The organism is Budvicia diplopodorum (assembly GCF_009800925.1).
Classification (GTDB): domain Bacteria; phylum Pseudomonadota; class Gammaproteobacteria; order Enterobacterales; family Enterobacteriaceae; genus Budvicia; species Budvicia diplopodorum.
The window spans coordinates 1-16,454 of the sequence record NZ_WOYF01000022.1; the positions used below are offsets into that span (position 1 = coordinate 1).

The 16,454-nt window shown below is 49.0% G+C and carries 16 protein-coding genes and 4 tRNA genes; 13 read left to right on the forward strand and 7 right to left on the reverse strand.

The annotated features are described in order from the left end of the window. The 5 genes from GVI43_RS14835 to GVI43_RS14855 form a co-directional block, all read right to left on the reverse strand. Positions 1–128 (reverse strand): GTP-binding protein (locus GVI43_RS14835; RefSeq protein ID WP_000031650.1); only part of this gene is annotated, 128 nt, incomplete at its 3' end. Positions 129–244: 116 nt separating this feature from the next. Further along, a tRNA-Thr gene (locus GVI43_RS14840) sits at positions 245–320 on the reverse strand. 3 nt (positions 321–323) lie between these two features. Continuing rightward, positions 324–398: transfer RNA gene (locus GVI43_RS14845), tRNA-Gly, on the reverse strand. Positions 399–541: 143 nt separating this feature from the next. Further along, positions 542–626, reverse strand: a tRNA-Tyr gene (locus GVI43_RS14850). Positions 627–639: 13 nt separating this feature from the next. After that, positions 640–715: transfer RNA gene (locus GVI43_RS14855), tRNA-Thr, on the reverse strand. Between the two features lie 347 nt (positions 716–1,062). Here GVI43_RS14855 and GVI43_RS14860 point away from each other — a divergent pair. The 7 genes from GVI43_RS14860 to atoC all read left to right on the forward strand — a co-directional run bounded on the left by GVI43_RS14860 (position 1,063) and on the right by atoC (position 9,186). Further along, positions 1,063–2,631, forward strand: coding sequence for an ABC transporter substrate-binding protein (locus GVI43_RS14860; RefSeq protein WP_159567629.1), 1,569 nt, complete (start codon positions 1,063–1,065; stop codon positions 2,629–2,631). Continuing rightward, positions 2,631–3,599: an ABC transporter permease gene (locus GVI43_RS14865; protein ID WP_159567630.1), complete on the forward strand. Its 969-nt coding sequence runs from the start codon at positions 2,631–2,633 to the stop codon at positions 3,597–3,599. Before GVI43_RS14860 ends, GVI43_RS14865 begins: the two co-directional genes overlap by 1 nt. Positions 3,600–3,634: 35 nt before the next feature. Then, entirely contained in the window at positions 3,635–4,414 is a 780-nt protein-coding gene (locus GVI43_RS14870) for an ABC transporter permease (protein ID WP_170324342.1), read from the forward strand. Then, positions 4,402–5,202 carry an ATP-binding cassette domain-containing protein gene (locus GVI43_RS14875; protein ID WP_159567631.1) on the forward strand — a complete coding sequence of 267 codons (801 nt, stop codon included), beginning with the start codon at positions 4,402–4,404 and terminating at the stop codon, positions 5,200–5,202. The genes GVI43_RS14870 and GVI43_RS14875 overlap by 13 nt, the downstream gene beginning before the upstream one ends. Continuing rightward, entirely contained in the window at positions 5,186–5,794 is a 609-nt protein-coding gene (locus GVI43_RS14880; protein WP_159567632.1) for an ATP-binding cassette domain-containing protein, read from the forward strand. Before GVI43_RS14875 ends, GVI43_RS14880 begins: the two co-directional genes overlap by 17 nt. Positions 5,795–5,959: 165 nt before the next feature. After that, on the forward strand, positions 5,960–7,810 hold the full coding sequence (atoS, locus tag GVI43_RS14885) for a two-component system sensor histidine kinase AtoS (protein WP_159567633.1): 1,851 nt from the start codon (positions 5,960–5,962) through the stop codon (positions 7,808–7,810). Next, a complete protein-coding gene (gene atoC / locus GVI43_RS14890; RefSeq protein WP_159567634.1) occupies positions 7,807–9,186 on the forward strand; it encodes an acetoacetate metabolism transcriptional regulator AtoC in 1,380 nt (459 codons plus the stop codon). The genes atoS and atoC overlap by 4 nt, the downstream gene beginning before the upstream one ends. 156 nt (positions 9,187–9,342) lie before the next feature. Here atoC and GVI43_RS14895 read toward each other — a convergent pair whose 3' ends face one another. Next, on the reverse strand, positions 9,343–9,696 hold the full coding sequence (locus GVI43_RS14895; protein WP_159567635.1) for a hypothetical protein: 354 nt from the start codon (positions 9,694–9,696) through the stop codon (positions 9,343–9,345). 81 nt (positions 9,697–9,777) lie between these two features. Further along, entirely contained in the window at positions 9,778–10,527 is a 750-nt protein-coding gene (locus GVI43_RS14900) for an enterotoxin A family protein (protein WP_159567636.1), read from the reverse strand. A 585-nt stretch (positions 10,528–11,112) separates the two neighbouring features. On the opposite strand from GVI43_RS14900, the gene GVI43_RS15975 reads away from it, so the two are divergent. From GVI43_RS15975 to GVI43_RS14925, 6 genes are all read left to right on the forward strand, one after another. After that, positions 11,113–11,538 (forward strand): nucleoside phosphorylase-I family protein, encoded by a 426-nt coding sequence (locus GVI43_RS15975; protein WP_211959110.1) that lies wholly within the window; start codon positions 11,113–11,115, stop codon positions 11,536–11,538. After that, positions 11,477–12,064, forward strand: coding sequence for a nucleoside phosphorylase-I family protein (locus GVI43_RS15810; protein WP_211959111.1), 588 nt, complete (start codon positions 11,477–11,479; stop codon positions 12,062–12,064). The genes GVI43_RS15975 and GVI43_RS15810 overlap by 62 nt, the downstream gene beginning before the upstream one ends. A gap of 521 nt (positions 12,065–12,585) precedes the next feature. Further along, positions 12,586–13,245 (forward strand): acetate CoA-transferase subunit alpha, encoded by a 660-nt coding sequence (atoD, locus tag GVI43_RS14910; protein WP_159567637.1) that lies wholly within the window; start codon positions 12,586–12,588, stop codon positions 13,243–13,245. Positions 13,246–13,247: 2 nt separating this feature from the next. After that, positions 13,248–13,913, forward strand: coding sequence for a CoA transferase subunit B (locus GVI43_RS14915; protein ID WP_159567638.1), 666 nt, complete (start codon positions 13,248–13,250; stop codon positions 13,911–13,913). Beyond that, positions 13,910–15,232: a TIGR00366 family protein gene (locus GVI43_RS14920; RefSeq protein WP_159567639.1), complete on the forward strand. Its 1,323-nt coding sequence runs from the start codon at positions 13,910–13,912 to the stop codon at positions 15,230–15,232. Before GVI43_RS14915 ends, GVI43_RS14920 begins: the two co-directional genes overlap by 4 nt. Before the next feature lie 22 nt (positions 15,233–15,254). Continuing rightward, on the forward strand, positions 15,255–16,439 hold the full coding sequence (locus GVI43_RS14925; protein WP_159567640.1) for an acetyl-CoA C-acetyltransferase: 1,185 nt from the start codon (positions 15,255–15,257) through the stop codon (positions 16,437–16,439). Positions 16,440–16,454: the final 15 nt, after the last annotated feature.

A 16,454-nucleotide genomic window follows, 5' to 3' on the forward strand; every position in this document is an offset into this window, starting at 1 on the left:
TTACCGCCGTAGGTTTTAGCCAATACGGTAGTGATAGCAGCAGTCAGAGTTGTTTTACCGTGGTCAACGTGGCCGATAGTACCGACGTTTACGTGCGGTTTTGTACGTTCAAATTTTTCTTTAGACATCGATAGTCCCTCTAAAACACGATAGATCGTGGTTAAACCACATTAACCAAGCAAAAGCTTGTGATATCAGCGAGTCGAAGAAGAAATCAGGGAATTAAAATCAGAGAAGGGAATTTTGGTGCTGATAGGCAGATTCGAACTGCCGACCTCACCCTTACCAAGGGTGCGCTCTACCAACTGAGCTATATCAGCACTTGGAGCGGGCAGTGGGAATCGAACCCACATCATCAGCTTGGAAGGCTGAGGTAATAGCCATTATACGATGCCCGCAGTTCCGAACTCAGCGACCTGGTGCTTCAACACTCTTTAAACCTTGGCGATGGGAGAAAGTTTAACTCAAAGGTTGTAACTTCCCTTTCGGATGTCTTTTCAGACACTGTATTGATGCCACATCACGTCAACACAATCAATAATGGTGGTGGGGGAAGGATTCGAACCTTCGAAGTGAGTCACGGCAGATTTACAGTCTGCTCCCTTTGGCCGCTTGGGTACCCCACCGGGAATTCTTGATTGGTGCCGGCTGCCGGAATCGAACTGGCGACCTACTGATTACAAGTCAGTTGCTCTACCAACTGAGCTAAGCCGGCATCAAGTGCTGCGCATTCTAGGGAGACCTGAAGGACGATGCAACAAAAAAATTCAGATTAATGCGCTATCGCTCATAATTTGTACAAAAATATCTTTTTTTCACCACTGCAGTATAGATTATAACCAAATAACTGATTCCGGCAGAATAAAAACTAACCATCTTCCACTCGCATTTTTTCCCCTCAATAATTTTTACTGACGCCCAATAATCCGATCTATATCAAAGTGCCATTTTTTCATCCTTGCTATAAAAGCGAACCAAAAGTATGAAGTTTTGATAAAAAGTTATGAACTTCATACAATGAGACACGCGAATAATAATAAAACCCGAGAGCAACATCACATCATGAAAGCTAAATTGGCCCCTTTTGCTTTGTGCTTGATCGCAGCACTTTCCGTAACCAGCATAACCACTCAGGCCCATACGTTAAAATTAGCGATTGGAACTGAACCTACTGAAGGATTAGACCCACTACTAGGCTGGAGCCATGGAAGCTACATGCTGCTTCATAGTCCATTGCTGCGTCAGAATGCTGATTTAAGCTGGCAGCCGGTGTTAATCGACGGCTATAAGCTCAGCGATGATGGCCTGAGTTGGACAATCCACCTTAAGCCCGATCTAAAATTCTCTGATGGCTCCCCGCTTACCGCTACTGACGTTGCCTATTCCTATAATCAGGCTGCGGCCAGCGGGGGCAAAGCCGATATGGGAAGCTTCAAGCAGGCCAACGCGTTGGATGATAAAACCGTTGTAATTCAATTAAATCAGCCAGAAAGCACCTTTATCAATGTGTTGGGTGCCTTGGGTATTGTTCCTAAAGCTAAATATGGTACTGATTTCGCCCAGCATCCTATCGGTGCCGGCCCTTACAAACTGACCAGCTTCCAACCGGGCCAACAGCTAATTGTTGAAGCAAACCCATATTACGCCGGCAAGAAAAATGATTTTGATAAGCTGGTGTTCGTCTTTTTAGATCAGGACAGCGCCTATGCGGCGGCCAGCAGCGGAAAATTGGATCTGATAAGAATTCCACAAACGTTAGCCAATCAGCCGGTTAAAAATATGAAGTTGCTGGTTCAAAAAAGCGTTGAAAACCGTGGAATTATGTTTCCCATGACGCCTACGGGTAAGAAAGACGCTAATGGCAACGAGATAGGCAATGATGTCACCGCCGATATTGCTATCCGTAAAGCAATTAATTACGCGGTAGATCGCAACGTTCTCGCATCACAACTGTTTGAAGGACAAGCTACCCCGGCCTTTACCGCCGTAGACGGATTACCGTGGGATAATGCACAAGCCAAGTTTAAAGACGGCGACATAACCAAGGCTAAACAGATTTTGGATCAAGCTGGGTGGGTCAGTAAAGCCCCGGATGGTATACGTGAAAAAAATGGAAAGCCAGCCAAGCTCACGCTTTGGTATGCCAGCGGTGACAGTACCCGTAGAGATTTAGCTCAGGCGTTTAGCGCAATGGTTCGCCCGCTAGGCATTGAAGTCACGCTCAAATCTGGCAGTTGGGAAACCGTTGAGCGTTATATGCACGCCAATCCAACCCTATTCGGATGGGGCAGCTTAGACCCGATGGAGATTTACCACCATTACGCCAGCAAACTGGGCGGCGAAAGCTATTTTAACCCCGGCTATTACGCGAATCCTCAGGTTGATGAAACGCTAAAAAAAGCTATTTCAGCCCCTGACTGGCAGGCCGCTATTCCTTTCTGGCAAAAAGTTGACTGGGATGGAACTGCCGGTGCCGGCGTCAGGGGCGATGCCGCATGGGTATGGTTAATCAACCTTAATCACACTTATTTGATTAACCCTTGCGTTAGCCTGGGTCAGGGAGCACCGGAAGCCCACGGAGACTGGACGGTACTGAATAACCTTCAGGGCTGGAGCTGGACCTGTAAATAATGCGCCAGCTACCGTTGCTCAGCCTACGACTTATTAGCCTATTGTTCATGGTAGCAATGGGCACCTTCGTTTTGTTGAGCTTTTCTCCGGTCGATCCTATCCGAGCCTATATCGGTAATGACTTACTGCATGTCCCACCGGAGCAATATGCCCAAATAGCCGCGCGTTGGGGTTTAGATCGCCCGCTGTGGGAACGCTTTCTGGTCTGGATAGGGCACGTTCTGCAAGGTGATTTGGGGTATTCGATGGTATATAACGCCCCGGTGACACAGGTCATTACCCAACGTTTCCTAACATCATTCTCCCTTCTGGCCTGCGCATGGATATTATCGGGCCTGCTGGGCACCGGCTTAGGGTTAATCGCAGGCCGTTATCTTAACCGCTGGCCTGACAGCATAATACGTTCATTCTGCTACCTGCTATCGTCGCTGCCGACCTTCTGGATTGGCATACTGCTGCTGGCCCTCTTTTCAGTCAAACTGGAATGGGCACCTATCTGCTGCGCATGGCCTACGGGGCTAACGGCTGAAGAAAGCTCAGTATTTCAGCGAATTCACCATCTCATTCTACCTACTATTGCTTTAGGGTTACTGGGCGTGGGAAATATTGCCTTACACACCCGAGCCAGAGTCGAAGAGGTCAGCCAAAGCCAATTCGTCTATTTCGCCCATGCACAGGGCGATAAAGGCTGGTCGCTGATGGGATTTCATATGCTGCGTCATGTGCTAACGCCGGCCATTTGCCTGCAGTTTGCCTCACTCGGAGAGCTGCTTGGCGGAGCCCTGCTGGCCGAAAAGATTTTTGCCTATCCGGGATTGGGTCAGGCGACAATTGATGCCGGATTGCGGGGTGATGTTCCCCTGTTACTCGGCATCGTGCTGTTTATCACACTACTAGTGTTCGCCGGAAACACGATTTCAAACGCTCTACTGTATAAGCTCAACAGGCCGCTACGGAGAGCATCGTGAAAGGCCCAGCTAATCGATCTCTGATACGCCTGATTATGGCTCTGGCGATACTCGGCGCTCTGCTGTTTCTGGGGATCCAAAACAATCAGCAGGACGTTGCGCTGAATCTACTAGCCCGCCGCGCCGCGCCATCGGCCGAATTTTGGTTTGGAACCGATAGTCTGGGTCGGGATCTCTGGCTGCGCTGCCTACAGGGCATGATGACCAGTATACAAATCGGCCTGACTACCGCATTGTTCAGCGGTTTGATTGCGCTGGGCGTTGCCATTATCAGCCAGTGCGGAAAAGCCGGTGACTACCTAACGCGTGCTCTGATAGACACGTTTATTGCCCTGCCTCACCTGCTGTTACTAATACTCATCTGTTTTACTTTTGGCGGTGGGAAATCCGGGGTTATTCTTGCCGTTTCCCTGACCCACTGGCCAAAGCTAGCCTTAATTTTACGCTCGGAGCTACTGCGCATCCGTCAGGCCGATTACATTCTTCTGGCACAAAGAACCGGCAGTAGCCAATGGCAATGTTTGTATAAGCATTTCCTGCCGCTGCTGCTGCCTCAGTTGACGGTGGGGTCGCTACTGATATTTCCTCACGCCGTATTGCATAGCGCCGGGCTGAGCTTCTTAGGCTTCGGCCTTGCGCCTCACGAACCGTCGCTCGGTATACTGCTGGCAGACGCATTACGCTCTCTTAGCAGCGGTGACTGGTGGCTGGCATTTTATCCGGGGTTAACCCTCGTTATTCTGGTCCTGACTATCGACCAGCTCGCCCGTAGCCTGCAAAAAATCTGGCTAAGGAGATCGTCATGCTACAGTTAAAAAACGTTGAGCTATCCTGCGCCAAAGAGCGTTGGTTCCGGGCCCCGATATGGAATCCGATATTACATAATATCAATCTCAAAATTCACTCAGGTGAGTTAGTCGCTTTGGTGGGTGGCAGCGGGGAAGGGAAAAGCCTGTTACTGCAAAATATCCTCGGGCTCCTGCCTGACTCAATGCGTTCATCCGGCCAAATTCTGATCGATAACCAAATAATAAACACCGGCCAGCAACAACGCCTTAGGGGCAATACGCTGGGCTACATTCCTCAAAGCGTCAGCGCGCTTAATCCGCTGCTCAAGGTAGGGAAACAAATTCAGCGAGCGGCCAGCCTGAGCGGCCAGGCACAAACCAATAGCGCGATTGCAGAGCAATTAAGCCACTATAATCTCTCCGAAAAACTACTCGACCAATATCCTTTATCGCTATCCGGCGGCATGGCTAAACGAATTCTGGTCAGCTGCGCAACCATGAGCCAGGCCAAGTTTATTCTGGCCGATGAAGTCACGGCGTGGCTGGATCTGCCCCATGCAGAAATATTGCTAAACCACCTGAAATCTCTTTGCCATCAGGGCCGGGGCATTTTATGGATCACCCACGACCTACACTTGGCCGCTAAGTTTGCCGATCGCATCGCCGTTCTCCATCAGGGGACACTCAAAGACGTGGTTAGCGCGTCAGAACTACGCTGTGGCGGAGGCGGTGAGTGGTTACAATCCCTGTGGCAAGCCCTACCGGAGCACCGTTTCATCCATGCCGGAGAAGCGTTACATGCTGCAAGCGCATAATCTGGACATCATACAGAGTGGCGTGTCTCTGTGGCAGGAGCTCAATTTATCCATTGCTCCGGGCGAACGCTTAGGCATTTTTGCCCCCAGCGGATACGGGAAAACCACCTTAGGCCGGGTTCTGGCCGGCTGGCAGCCGCCTTCATCAGGCAGCGTTTTACTTGATGGTCAGCGGCTTTCTCTCAACGGCTACTGCCCGGTTCAGCTTATCCCGCAGCATCCGGAACGCACCTTTAACCCATCCCGCACTACCGGCGCAGCGCTGTATGATGTCTGGCGGCCAGAGCCATTTTGGCTAGAAGCATTATCCATTAACCCTGAGTTACTGAACCGATACCCTGATGAAGTATCGGGCGGAGAGCTGGCGCGGATCGCCCTGCTGCGGGCTCTCGATCCTCGCACTCGCTATCTGATTGCTGATGAAATCACCGCTCAGCTTGACCCCCTGATGCAGGTACAGGTGTGGCGAGCAATTATGGAACAGTCAGAACAACGAGATCTCGGCCTGATCGTAATTAGCCACAGCAAAACGTTACTCGGTAGGATATGTTCCCGCGTCTGGATACCCGAAAGCCAAACTCCAAATTTCTGAGTCCACTTTTTTGCCCGTCGGTTAGACGTTCCTCACACTTTACTATCAATCTACTTGTCCCGTTGAACGAAGCCACTATAGTTCACATCAACGCTTAAGTGACAAGGCTTCGGTTGTAACGATAGAAGCTACATTGCCATCTTCTATCAACAAGGATGTTCCGTAATGCCGCCCGTTCAGTCAGGTTTTAAACGCTATCTTCGAGCCCACTGGCCCCAAACCCTGCGCAGTAAAATGATCTTTCTGGCCATCATGATGATCTCATTACCCACCATGCTGATTGGCTATATCGTTGAGGTTCAAGGGCGAGACGCCCTGCTGCAGGAAAAGCAAATCAAACTGTTTGCCGTCACTCATTTACTCGATCGGGCACTGTCAGACTCGTTTGAACTTTACCCCAACTTACCCCGCGAACAGCGAATTAAAGCCCTGAACGAACGGCTATCGCCGATAACCGATGACATCACTAGCGCATTTTCCGGCGTCGGAGCCGGATATTACAACAAAGAGCTAGACGCCATTATCACCTATGCCCCGCAGAAGCTCTATGGCAACGCTGTCGGCGTAACCATTGCCAAAGATCATCCGGGTCGTACCGTTATGGCCTCGGGCCATCCGTTGGTAAAATCGGGTTCGCAGGTGCGCGGCAATATCATGAACGCCATGAAACCCATCGAGCGGGGCGGCCAAATTATTGGCTATATCTGGGCCAATGAGCTGTCTAATGATATCGACCGACAGGCACTGGCAATGGATATCAGCATCATTATCGTCATCATTCTGGGTATGCTTTGCAGCGTATTACTGATTGTCGTGTTCTCACGCCGCTTTGCGTCCGATATCGACACCATAAAAACCGGCCTGACAGAGCTACCGCTAAACCTAAATACTCGAATTCCACCGTTGAAAGGCGAAATGGGTGAAATATCAGACAGCGTTAACGCGCTATCCCGGGCGCTACGGGAAGCCAAAACGCTGAACGAATTGATTATTGAAAACGCCGCCGACGGCGTAATTGCCGTGGATACTCACGGCTGCGTCATCATGATAAACCCGGCGGCAGAAGGAATTACCGGCTATAGCCAAAAAGAGTCCATCGGTAAGCCTTATGAAAACGTGTTTGGCGACAGAGACTACCGCAGCCCAATATTGGATACGCTAGAACGGGGCATTGACCACGTCGCGTTAGAAGTCGACTACCCGGCAAAACACCGAACCATCCAGATTAGCGTCAGTACCAGCCAGATGCACAATGCTCAGGGGGAAATTATCGGGGCATTAGTCATCTTTACCGACCTAACCGCTAAAAAAGAGGTTCAGCGAAGAATCGAACGGGCAGAGCGATTGGCTACCCTGGGCGAACTCATGGCGGGCGTTGCCCATGAAGTCAGAAACCCGCTCACCGCCATTAGCGGCTTCGTACAGATCCTCAAAGATACCGAGCAGGATCCTCAACGGCTGGAATATACTCAAATCATTTTGAAAGAGGTTAACTCAATCAATAAAGTGATCCAACAGTTGCTGGACTTCGCCCGCCCACGCCCGGGCCTTTACCAGAAAATATATTTAAATCAAATTATTAATCAAACCCTGATCTTAGTAAAAACCAAAGGGATTGAAGCCAGAATTAATTTCAACGTCAACTTAGACCCAAGCCTGACGTATATCGACGCCGACGGCGAAATGCTCAAGCAGGTACTGCTTAACCTGCTGATCAATGCCGTTCAGTCCATTTCCGCCAGAGGCGAGATCGCCATTTCGACTCAGCCAGTCGGCCAGGATAAGCAACGGATAAAAATTCAGGATAACGGCTGCGGGATCGCAGATGAAATCAAAGATAAAATATTTACTCCGTTCTATACCACTAAACCATCGGGCACCGGACTGGGGCTTTCCATTAGCCAGCGCATTATCACCTCTCACGACGGAGATATTACGCTGGAAAGCCAGCCCAATAAGGGAACGACCTTTACCATCGTCTTACCGGTCAGAAACGGAGAAAGGAACCCCATATGAAAAAGTCATACCGCATTCTGATTGTTGACGATGAAGAAAACGTTCGCCGAATGCTGACAGCCGTATTTACCCTTGACGGTCATCAACCGATTTGCGCCGCCGACGGCTCACAGGCGCTGGAACTGTTTAAGCAGCAAACGCCGGATATCGTACTGATGGATATCCGCATGCCAAAGCTTGGCGGCATGGAAGCCTTGCAAATTATGCGCAAAGCCCATCAAGACACGCCGGTGATTTTAATGACCGCCTATGCCGCGGTAGAAACGGCGGTCGAAGCTTTACGTCTGGGGGCCTTTGACTACGTCATAAAGCCCTTCGATCTCGATGAGCTAAAGCTGCTAATTAATCGGGCTCTGCAGCTTAAGAGCATGAAGCAGGAGATCAATCTCCTGCACCGTGAGCTGTCCAACAGCTACCAGTGGGACCGAATACTCACTAACAGCACCAAAATGATGGAACTGTGCCGCGATACGGCCAAAATAGCCCAAAGTAATGCCAGCGTTTTAATTACCGGCGAAAGCGGAACGGGCAAAGAGCTGATAGCCAAAGCTATCCACTACAATAGCCCCCGCGCCAAGGGGCCGTTTATTAAGGTCAACTGCGGTGCCTTGCCGGAATCCCTATTAGAAAGCGAACTTTTCGGTCACGAGAAAGGCGCATTTACCGGCGCACTAATGCAGCGTCAGGGGCTGTTTGAACGGGCTAATCAGGGCACGCTACTGCTCGATGAGGTAGGCGAAATGCCCCATAACCTGCAGGTTAAGCTACTGCGGGTTTTACAGGAAAGAGAGTTTGAACGATTGGGCGGAAGCCAGACCATCAAAACCGATATTCGCCTCATCGCGGCGACTAACCGCAATCTGGCCGCCATGGTAGAACAAGGGGCGTTTCGTCAGGACCTATTCTATCGCCTGAACGTGATGCATCTTTCACCCCTTCCGCTCAGGGAACGCCCGGAAGATATTTCACTGCTGGCCCAGCATTTCTTGCAAAAATTCAGCGCCGAAAACGGCAAAGAGATGATCGAGCTGGATGCCAGCACGTTAGCCATTTTAGAATCCTATAGCTGGCCGGGCAACGTTCGTGAACTGGCAAACGCCATCGAACGCGCGGTAATCATGAGCACCGGTTTTATCATGTTCCCGGATGACTTGCCGGAACATTTACTGCCTCAGCAAAGTACCCAGCCAACGTTCGACTCCGGCCACACGCTGGAAAATGGCCAAAGCCTGAAAGAAAGCATCAAGGCTTATGAAAGAACGCTTATTTGTACCGCGTTGACCAATAACCATGGAAATCGGGTACAGACTGCCAGAGCGTTAGGCATCAGCCGACGGGCACTGCTGTATAAACTACAAGAGTATTATATCGATTAATACGCCTAAAAATCTGTACTGCGAAATCAATTCTGAACGCAGGCAAGTAGAAACGAAAGAGGCGTAATGAAAGATTACGCCTCTTATATCTTTGAGATAATGATTTACCCTATTATATACAATAGAGCATAAACGTTGTAGGCCAATTTAATATCATTACCTCTTATGATACGGTGGCCAAGTTATGTTTATCGTTGGATCTTTTATTACTATAGAAACGATATTGTTACTATCATTAGCGCCTCCATTCACATTAACAGTAACCCCAACAGAATGATTCAGATAAAATGCCGCTTTTGCAGTTGAACATATGCTCGAAGATCCCGAAAAATGCCACTGATTTTTATAATTCGCATTGCCGGTAGCATTAATAGCAATCTGGCAAACTTTAGGATTCTCACCTGTGTAATAACCACTAACATTGCCATTTAAATAATACGTCGCAGCCACTACAGATGAAGAACAGCAAGCCATAATAAAGGGTAAATAAAGCCAATTTTTCATTTTCATGATATATCCTCCCCCGTTAAGGGATTAAAGATTAAGGTTAATAGCTAGCGATCTATACTCCTGAAGATATCCCCCAACAGGTTATAGATCAGGATTGCCTGATTCATCAGATTTGACGGCATCCCCAAGCAGGTTATAAATCAGGCTACGAGAACAGAGCTGTAGTACCTGGGTATTTGGATAAGCAGTTGATCGTCTAAGACGTGCGCTAGCAGAGCTGTTTGACGCACATTCATAACAAGAATCACTGCTGGAACTATCATTTATAGGGTACCAAATTGTATATGGTGTAGAGCTGGGTGCAGTCTGTATGTCCTCATAGCGTTGGTTGTAGCTTGCTTCATGGGCAACAGCTATGCCGTCTGGCGTCCGGGTATATCTGATAGCCCGATAAATCTGCTGTGGCGTAATATTTCCAAGAGCAACCCATTCATCCTGTTCCTGAAAGAATCTTGCCCGGTGGGTAAATTCAGGATCGCCACTTTGCTGAGCCGCATAGTTCAAGCTATCGTATACCCTGAAAAAGTTACTGGTTGGCCTGATCGCATAGACATAAAAATCCTGCCGCCTATCCCCCCAATCAATAGCAAAGCTCTGAGAAGCTGTTGTTGATGTAAATAGAGAATCACGAGTACCGGTGAAGCATGATTCCCCCTCGACATGGCGTAATAGATTATTATTTTGCCCAAGCACCACAAAACCGGTGGAAAAGATAGTTTGTGGCGGGCGGCTATCCGCACGGTAGAAATAAACATCATCTGCTAGCGCGGTTGTACTAATAAAAGAAGCTAATACGACCAATTTTTTACCAATATCTATAATGAAATTCATTTTATCTCCTTATAAGCTAATACCGTATATGAGAAAAATATCTTTCTTGAATTTAGTAATTTATTGCACCTGCCAACAACTCCTTATATTTACTGATGATAATAATTAATTTAAAAAACCTAACGGTAATATATTCCTGATGTAAACATCATTAAAAATGACATATTTTATTGCGATAAAATAAACCAGTTAATACTAAATAGAACAGCAAACGTTACGTGATAACAGACAGCACTCACTTATCACTTAAAACGCGTTATCCATAAAGTCATTTAAACATTCAATTAATTAAAGCCGGTAGTTAAATACTATTTATGTTACAGAACAGAGTAAAATACCATTAGGGATAACTGTCCAGAATAAAATTATCATTAATAATCTTTAATTATTAAACATTAATTTTTAGCTTTGATACTTAACTATTCGCGTTATAAAGAACATAAAAAATTATTTACATGAAAACAATAATGACTAGTTTCTTGCTCACAAAATCAGGATAATGACGCAAACGATTACGCAACCAACATAGGGAATAATGTAATGGCTAAAAAGAGAATAAGCCTTCTATCTTTTCTTGCACTTATCATGTCCAGCCAAGCGTTAGCCGACGGTGATCCAATTAAAGTGAAGGTATTCGTAGGTTCGATGTTTGAAATTGGTCAAAACACCGGTGATAAAGCCGGAGAATTTCAGAACTGGTACGAGAAATATTTTAAAAACAGCCAGCCAATAATAGTTAAAGGTGCTGCATCACCGGTTTACTGTAATAACGATGGCGTATGCGGCTCCGTACTGGGCATGGGGAAAGTCGCCTCATCCTCTTCGGTACAGGCTATCTTGCTTAATCCAAAGTTTGATATGTCCCAAACCTATTTCATGATCAACGGCGTTGCCGGTACGCCGCCCTCTCGCGGCACCATCGGCGATGTAAGCTGGGGTACCTGGGTGGTTGATTACGATCTGGGACACCGTTGGGCACCGGAAGAAGGACTGGGCTTTTATTCCGCGTAAAGGCTATGAGAACATTCGTCGCTATCAGTTAGACCCAACGCTGGTTTCTTGGGCAATGAAAATTACCGATAAAACTCCACTGCTGGATTCTGAAGGTGCGCAAAAGTACCGCCAGCGTTACCCTGACGATAACGCCAGACGTTCACCAAAAGTTCTGACCGGCACCCATATAACCGGCGATACCTTTTTCCACGGCCCGGGAATGTCAAAAGAAGCGCAATATATTGCCAAGCTGTATGGCGCAGACGACTATTTAGCAACGGAAATGGAAATTGCCGCCATCACTCAGGTAATCGCTCGTACTCAAGGCACCACTCAGCGTGTACTCAGCCTGCGCGGCGCGGTTAATTTCGATCAGGGTAATCCTAACGAAACGACGCTGGAACATTTAGATCCGGCTCCGGGCCAAACCGCCGGTGGCTTTAAAGAAACCGTAGAGAACATCGCCAAGGTTGGCGGTGAAATGACAGATTATATTGTTAGCCACTGGGATACGTGGCAAAACGGCGTACCGCCGCTAAAATAGTTTTAAGATAAAAAAGGATTGCGGCAAGCGTGATAACTGTCGTCATCCCGGCGAAAGCCGAGACCCAGATTTTAGCTAATCAATAACCACTTGGCTTAAAGACTGGGCCCCGGTTTCCACCGGGGTGACGATGGGGAAGGGCCGATGATAATCAAGCAGATTACTATTTCAACTATATTGATTGCCCTTAACCGGCAAACATTGCGGGAATCGCGATCCTTTTTCCTACTTATGGCAAAGCGATCTCCCTCTTGACCAATCGTGACACATATCACATTATCTATCTGTTTTTATTAGCTATTTATATGGAATAGTGAAACAAAAGGTGCACACCTGTGCAAAAAATTGCACACCTTTCTTAGCCATATGCTCCCACGCTCCATCTCAGCCAATCCATCAAAAAATCTAACTAATTAATTTATATAAATTTTAAATAAAAAAAACACAAAAACCAGAACTGGCACAGCCATTGCTATTCCTTGATTGAATCCGGATTCGGATATCAAACCCAAGGAATAATTATGAAAAATAAACATATCGATATACAGCAGGCCGCTGAACGCTTTCGTGATGGTATGACCATCATGGTCGGTGGCTTTATGGGCGTAGGTACCCCGCCTAATTTGGTCGAGGCATTGCTTAACTCAGGCGTTAAAGATTTAACCATCATTGCTAACGATACCGCATTTGTAGATACCGGCATTGGCCCTCTTATCGTCAACGGCAGGGTAAAAAAAGTCATCGCTTCTCATATCGGCACTAACCCTGAAACCGGCCGTCAGATGATCGCCGGTGAGCTAGACGTTGAACTGGTTCCTCAGGGAACGCTGATTGAACGTATTCGCTGCGGTGGCTCAGGCCTGGGCGGCTTTTTAACCCCTACCGGCGTCGGTACCGTGATTGAAGAAGGTAAGCAAAAAATCACCATCGGCGAAACTGAATATCTTTTGGAACTCCCGCTACGCGCCGATTTGGCACTGATTCAGTCACATCTATCCGATCGTCAGGGCAACCTAACCTACCAACTGACCGCCCGCAACTTCAACCCGCTGATTGCACTGGCCGCTGACCTTGTTATGGCAGAGCCCGACAGGCTAGTTGAGGTCGGCGAAATTGCGCCGGACTGCGTGATGACGCCTGCGGCACTGATCGACCATATCGTTTACCCGAAGGAGCGCTAACAATGAACGCTAAAGAATTAATCGCTCGCCGCGTCGCCCTTGAACTACACGATGGTGACATTGTAAACCTTGGCATCGGCTTACCAACTCAGGTGGTTAATTACCTGCCTACCGGTATCCATATCACTCTCCAGTCTGAGAACGGTTTTCTGGGGCTCGGCCCGGTAACCGAAGCGCACCCCAATCTGGTCAATGCCGGCGGGCAGCCTTGCGGTATGTTACCCGGCGCAGCCATGTTTGACAGCGCATTCTCTTTCGCACTGATCCGCGGCGGTCACGTTGATGCCAGCGTATTAGGCGGCCTACAGGTCGATCAGCACGCTAATCTGGCTAACTGGATGGTACCGGGAAAAATGGTTCCTGGTATGGGCGGAGCAATGGACTTAGTCACAGGCGCTAAGCGAGTCATTATCGCTATGGAACACTGTGCAAAAGACGGCACGTCTAAAATTTTGAAACAGTGCACTTTGCCGTTAACGGCTAAAAACAAAGTCAGCACCATCGTGACTGAGCTAGGCGTATTTAGCTTTGAAAACGGCCAGTTGGTACTGAAAGAGCACGCGCCCGACGTAACTCTCGACATGATTCGAGAAAAAACTGACGCTGAATTCAGCGTTGCCTCTGATTTCAAAATGATGCCAATTATGGCCATGGAAGGTGTTGCATGATTAGCCGTATCTCTCGAGTATTAACCGGATTTGTTAGCCGCTATCTGCCAGATCCGCTGATTTTCGCCATGCTGTTAACCATGCTTACCTTTGTTATTGCGCTGGTTTTCACGCCTCACGGGCCGGTAGAAATGGTCAATATGTGGGGTAACGGATTCTGGAACCTGCTGGCCTTTGGTATGCAGATGGCGCTAGTCATCGTAACGGGGCATGCATTAGCCAGCTCAGCGCCGGTAAAGCGCATTCTTAAGCAGACCGCCTCCATTGCAAAAACCCCGGCTCAGGGCGTGATGCTGGTAACCTTCTTAGGCTCTATAGCCTGTGCGATTAACTGGGGCTTCGGTCTGGTTGTTGGCGCCATGTTCGCTAAAGAAGTTGCCCGTCGCCTGCCGAAATCTGACTACCCCCTGTTGATTGCCTGTGCCTACATTGGCTTCTTAACCTGGGGCGGTGGCCTTTCTGGCTCCATGCCTCTGCTGGCAGCAACGCCCGGCAACCCGGTTGAGCATATCATCGGTCTAATTCCCGTATCTCAAACCATATTTACCGACTACAACATATTTATCACCCTGGGCCTGATAGCTCTAATGCCGTTTGTGACCCGCATGATGATGCCAAAGGCGCATGAAATCATCACTATCGATCCGTCACTGCTGGAAGACGATCCTGATTTCCAGAAAAAGCTGCCTGCCGATGCCCCAATCGCAGAAAAAATTGAAGAGAGCAGAATCATCGCGTGGATTATTGGCGCGTTAGGCATTGCCTATCTGGGCATGTACTTTTGGGAAAAAGGTTTCAACATCACGATTAATACCGTGAACATGGCATTCATGATCGCCGGTATTTTACTGCACAAAACGCCAATGGCCTATATGCGCGCCGTTTCGTCCGCGGCCAAAAGCACCGCAGGCATCCTGGTTCAGTTCCCGTTCTACGCGGGTATCCAACTGATGATGGAACATTCCGGCTTAGGCGGCCTTATCACCGAGTTCTTTATTAACGTTGCCAATAAAGACACCTTCCCGATCATGACCTTCTTCAGCTCTGCGATCATCAACTTTGCCGTACCGTCCGGCGGCGGCCACTGGGTTATTCAAGGTCCGTTTGTTATGCCTGCCGCACAGGCGCTGGGTGCAGACTTAGGTAAATCAGCCATGGCGATTGCCTATGGTGAGCAATGGATGAATATGGCTCAGCCGTTCTGGGCACTGCCGGCACTGGCAATTGCCGGTTTGGGCGTTCGGGACATTATGGGTTACTGCGTTACCGCCCTGCTGTTCTCCGGCGCGGTATTTATCATCGGCCTCACCGTATTCTGACGTACAAATAAGGAATTGAACTATGAGCAATATCGTTATTGTCAGCGCAGCCCGTACCGCTATTGGCAGTTTTAACGGCGCATTAGCCTCGGTACCGGCGGTAGATTTAGGTTCTATCGTTATTCGTGAAGCCATGGCCCGCGCAGGGCTCGGCGGTGATGCGATCGACGAAGTTATCTTTGGTAACGTGCTTCAGGCCGGGCTGGGCCAAAACCCTGCCCGTCAGGCGCTGCTGAAAAGCGGTATCCCTGAAACCGTCTGCGCCTATACCGTCAACAAAGTGTGTGGTTCAGGCTTAAAAAGCGTTGCTTTAGCCGCTCAGGCCATTTTGGCCGGCGATGCCGAAACCATCGTAGCCGGCGGTATGGAAAATATGAGTCAGGCGCCTTACCTGATGGACAGCAAAGCCCGTTGGGGCTATCGCTTAGGCGATGGCAAGCTGATGGACGTTATCCTGAAAGACGGACTGATGTGTGCCACTCATGATTACCATATGGGTATCACCGCAGAAAACGTGGCAAAAGAGTACGGCATCACCCGTGAAGCGCAGGACCAGCTGGCTCTGGCATCACAGCAAAAGGCGGTAGCGGCAATGAACAGCGGCGCGTTCGCTAAAGAGATCGTGCCGGTAACCGTTAAGACTCGCAAAGGCGACGTTATTATAGATACCGACGAGTTCCCGAAAGCTGATTCTACGGCGGAAGGTTTAGCTAAACTGCGCCCGGCGTTTACCAAAGAAGGTACCGTCACTGCGGGTAACGCTTCCGGTATCAACGACGGTGCAGCGGCGCTGGTTGTGATGTCGGAAAGCCGCGCAAAGGCGCTGGGACTAACGCCGCTGGCCCGTATCAGAGGCTATGCCAACGGCGGGGTTGCCCCATCGCTAATGGGAATGGGCCCGGTACCTGCAACGCTGAACGCGCTGAAGAAAACCGGCCTTACGCTGTCTGATATCGACTTGATTGAAGCCAACGAAGCCTTTGCCGCCCAGTTCCTGGCCGTAGGCCAAACCCTCGGATTCGATCGGGATAAGGTCAACGTTAACGGCGGCGCTATTGCTCTGGGCCACCCGGTCGGTGCCAGCGGTGCCCGCATTCTGGTTACTCTGCTGCACGCACTGCAGGCCAGAAACAAAACGCTGGGGCTGGCAACGCTATGTATTGGCGGTGGTCAGGGTACGGCGATGATTATTGAACGCTTGAGCTAATTCATCGTTTTTATC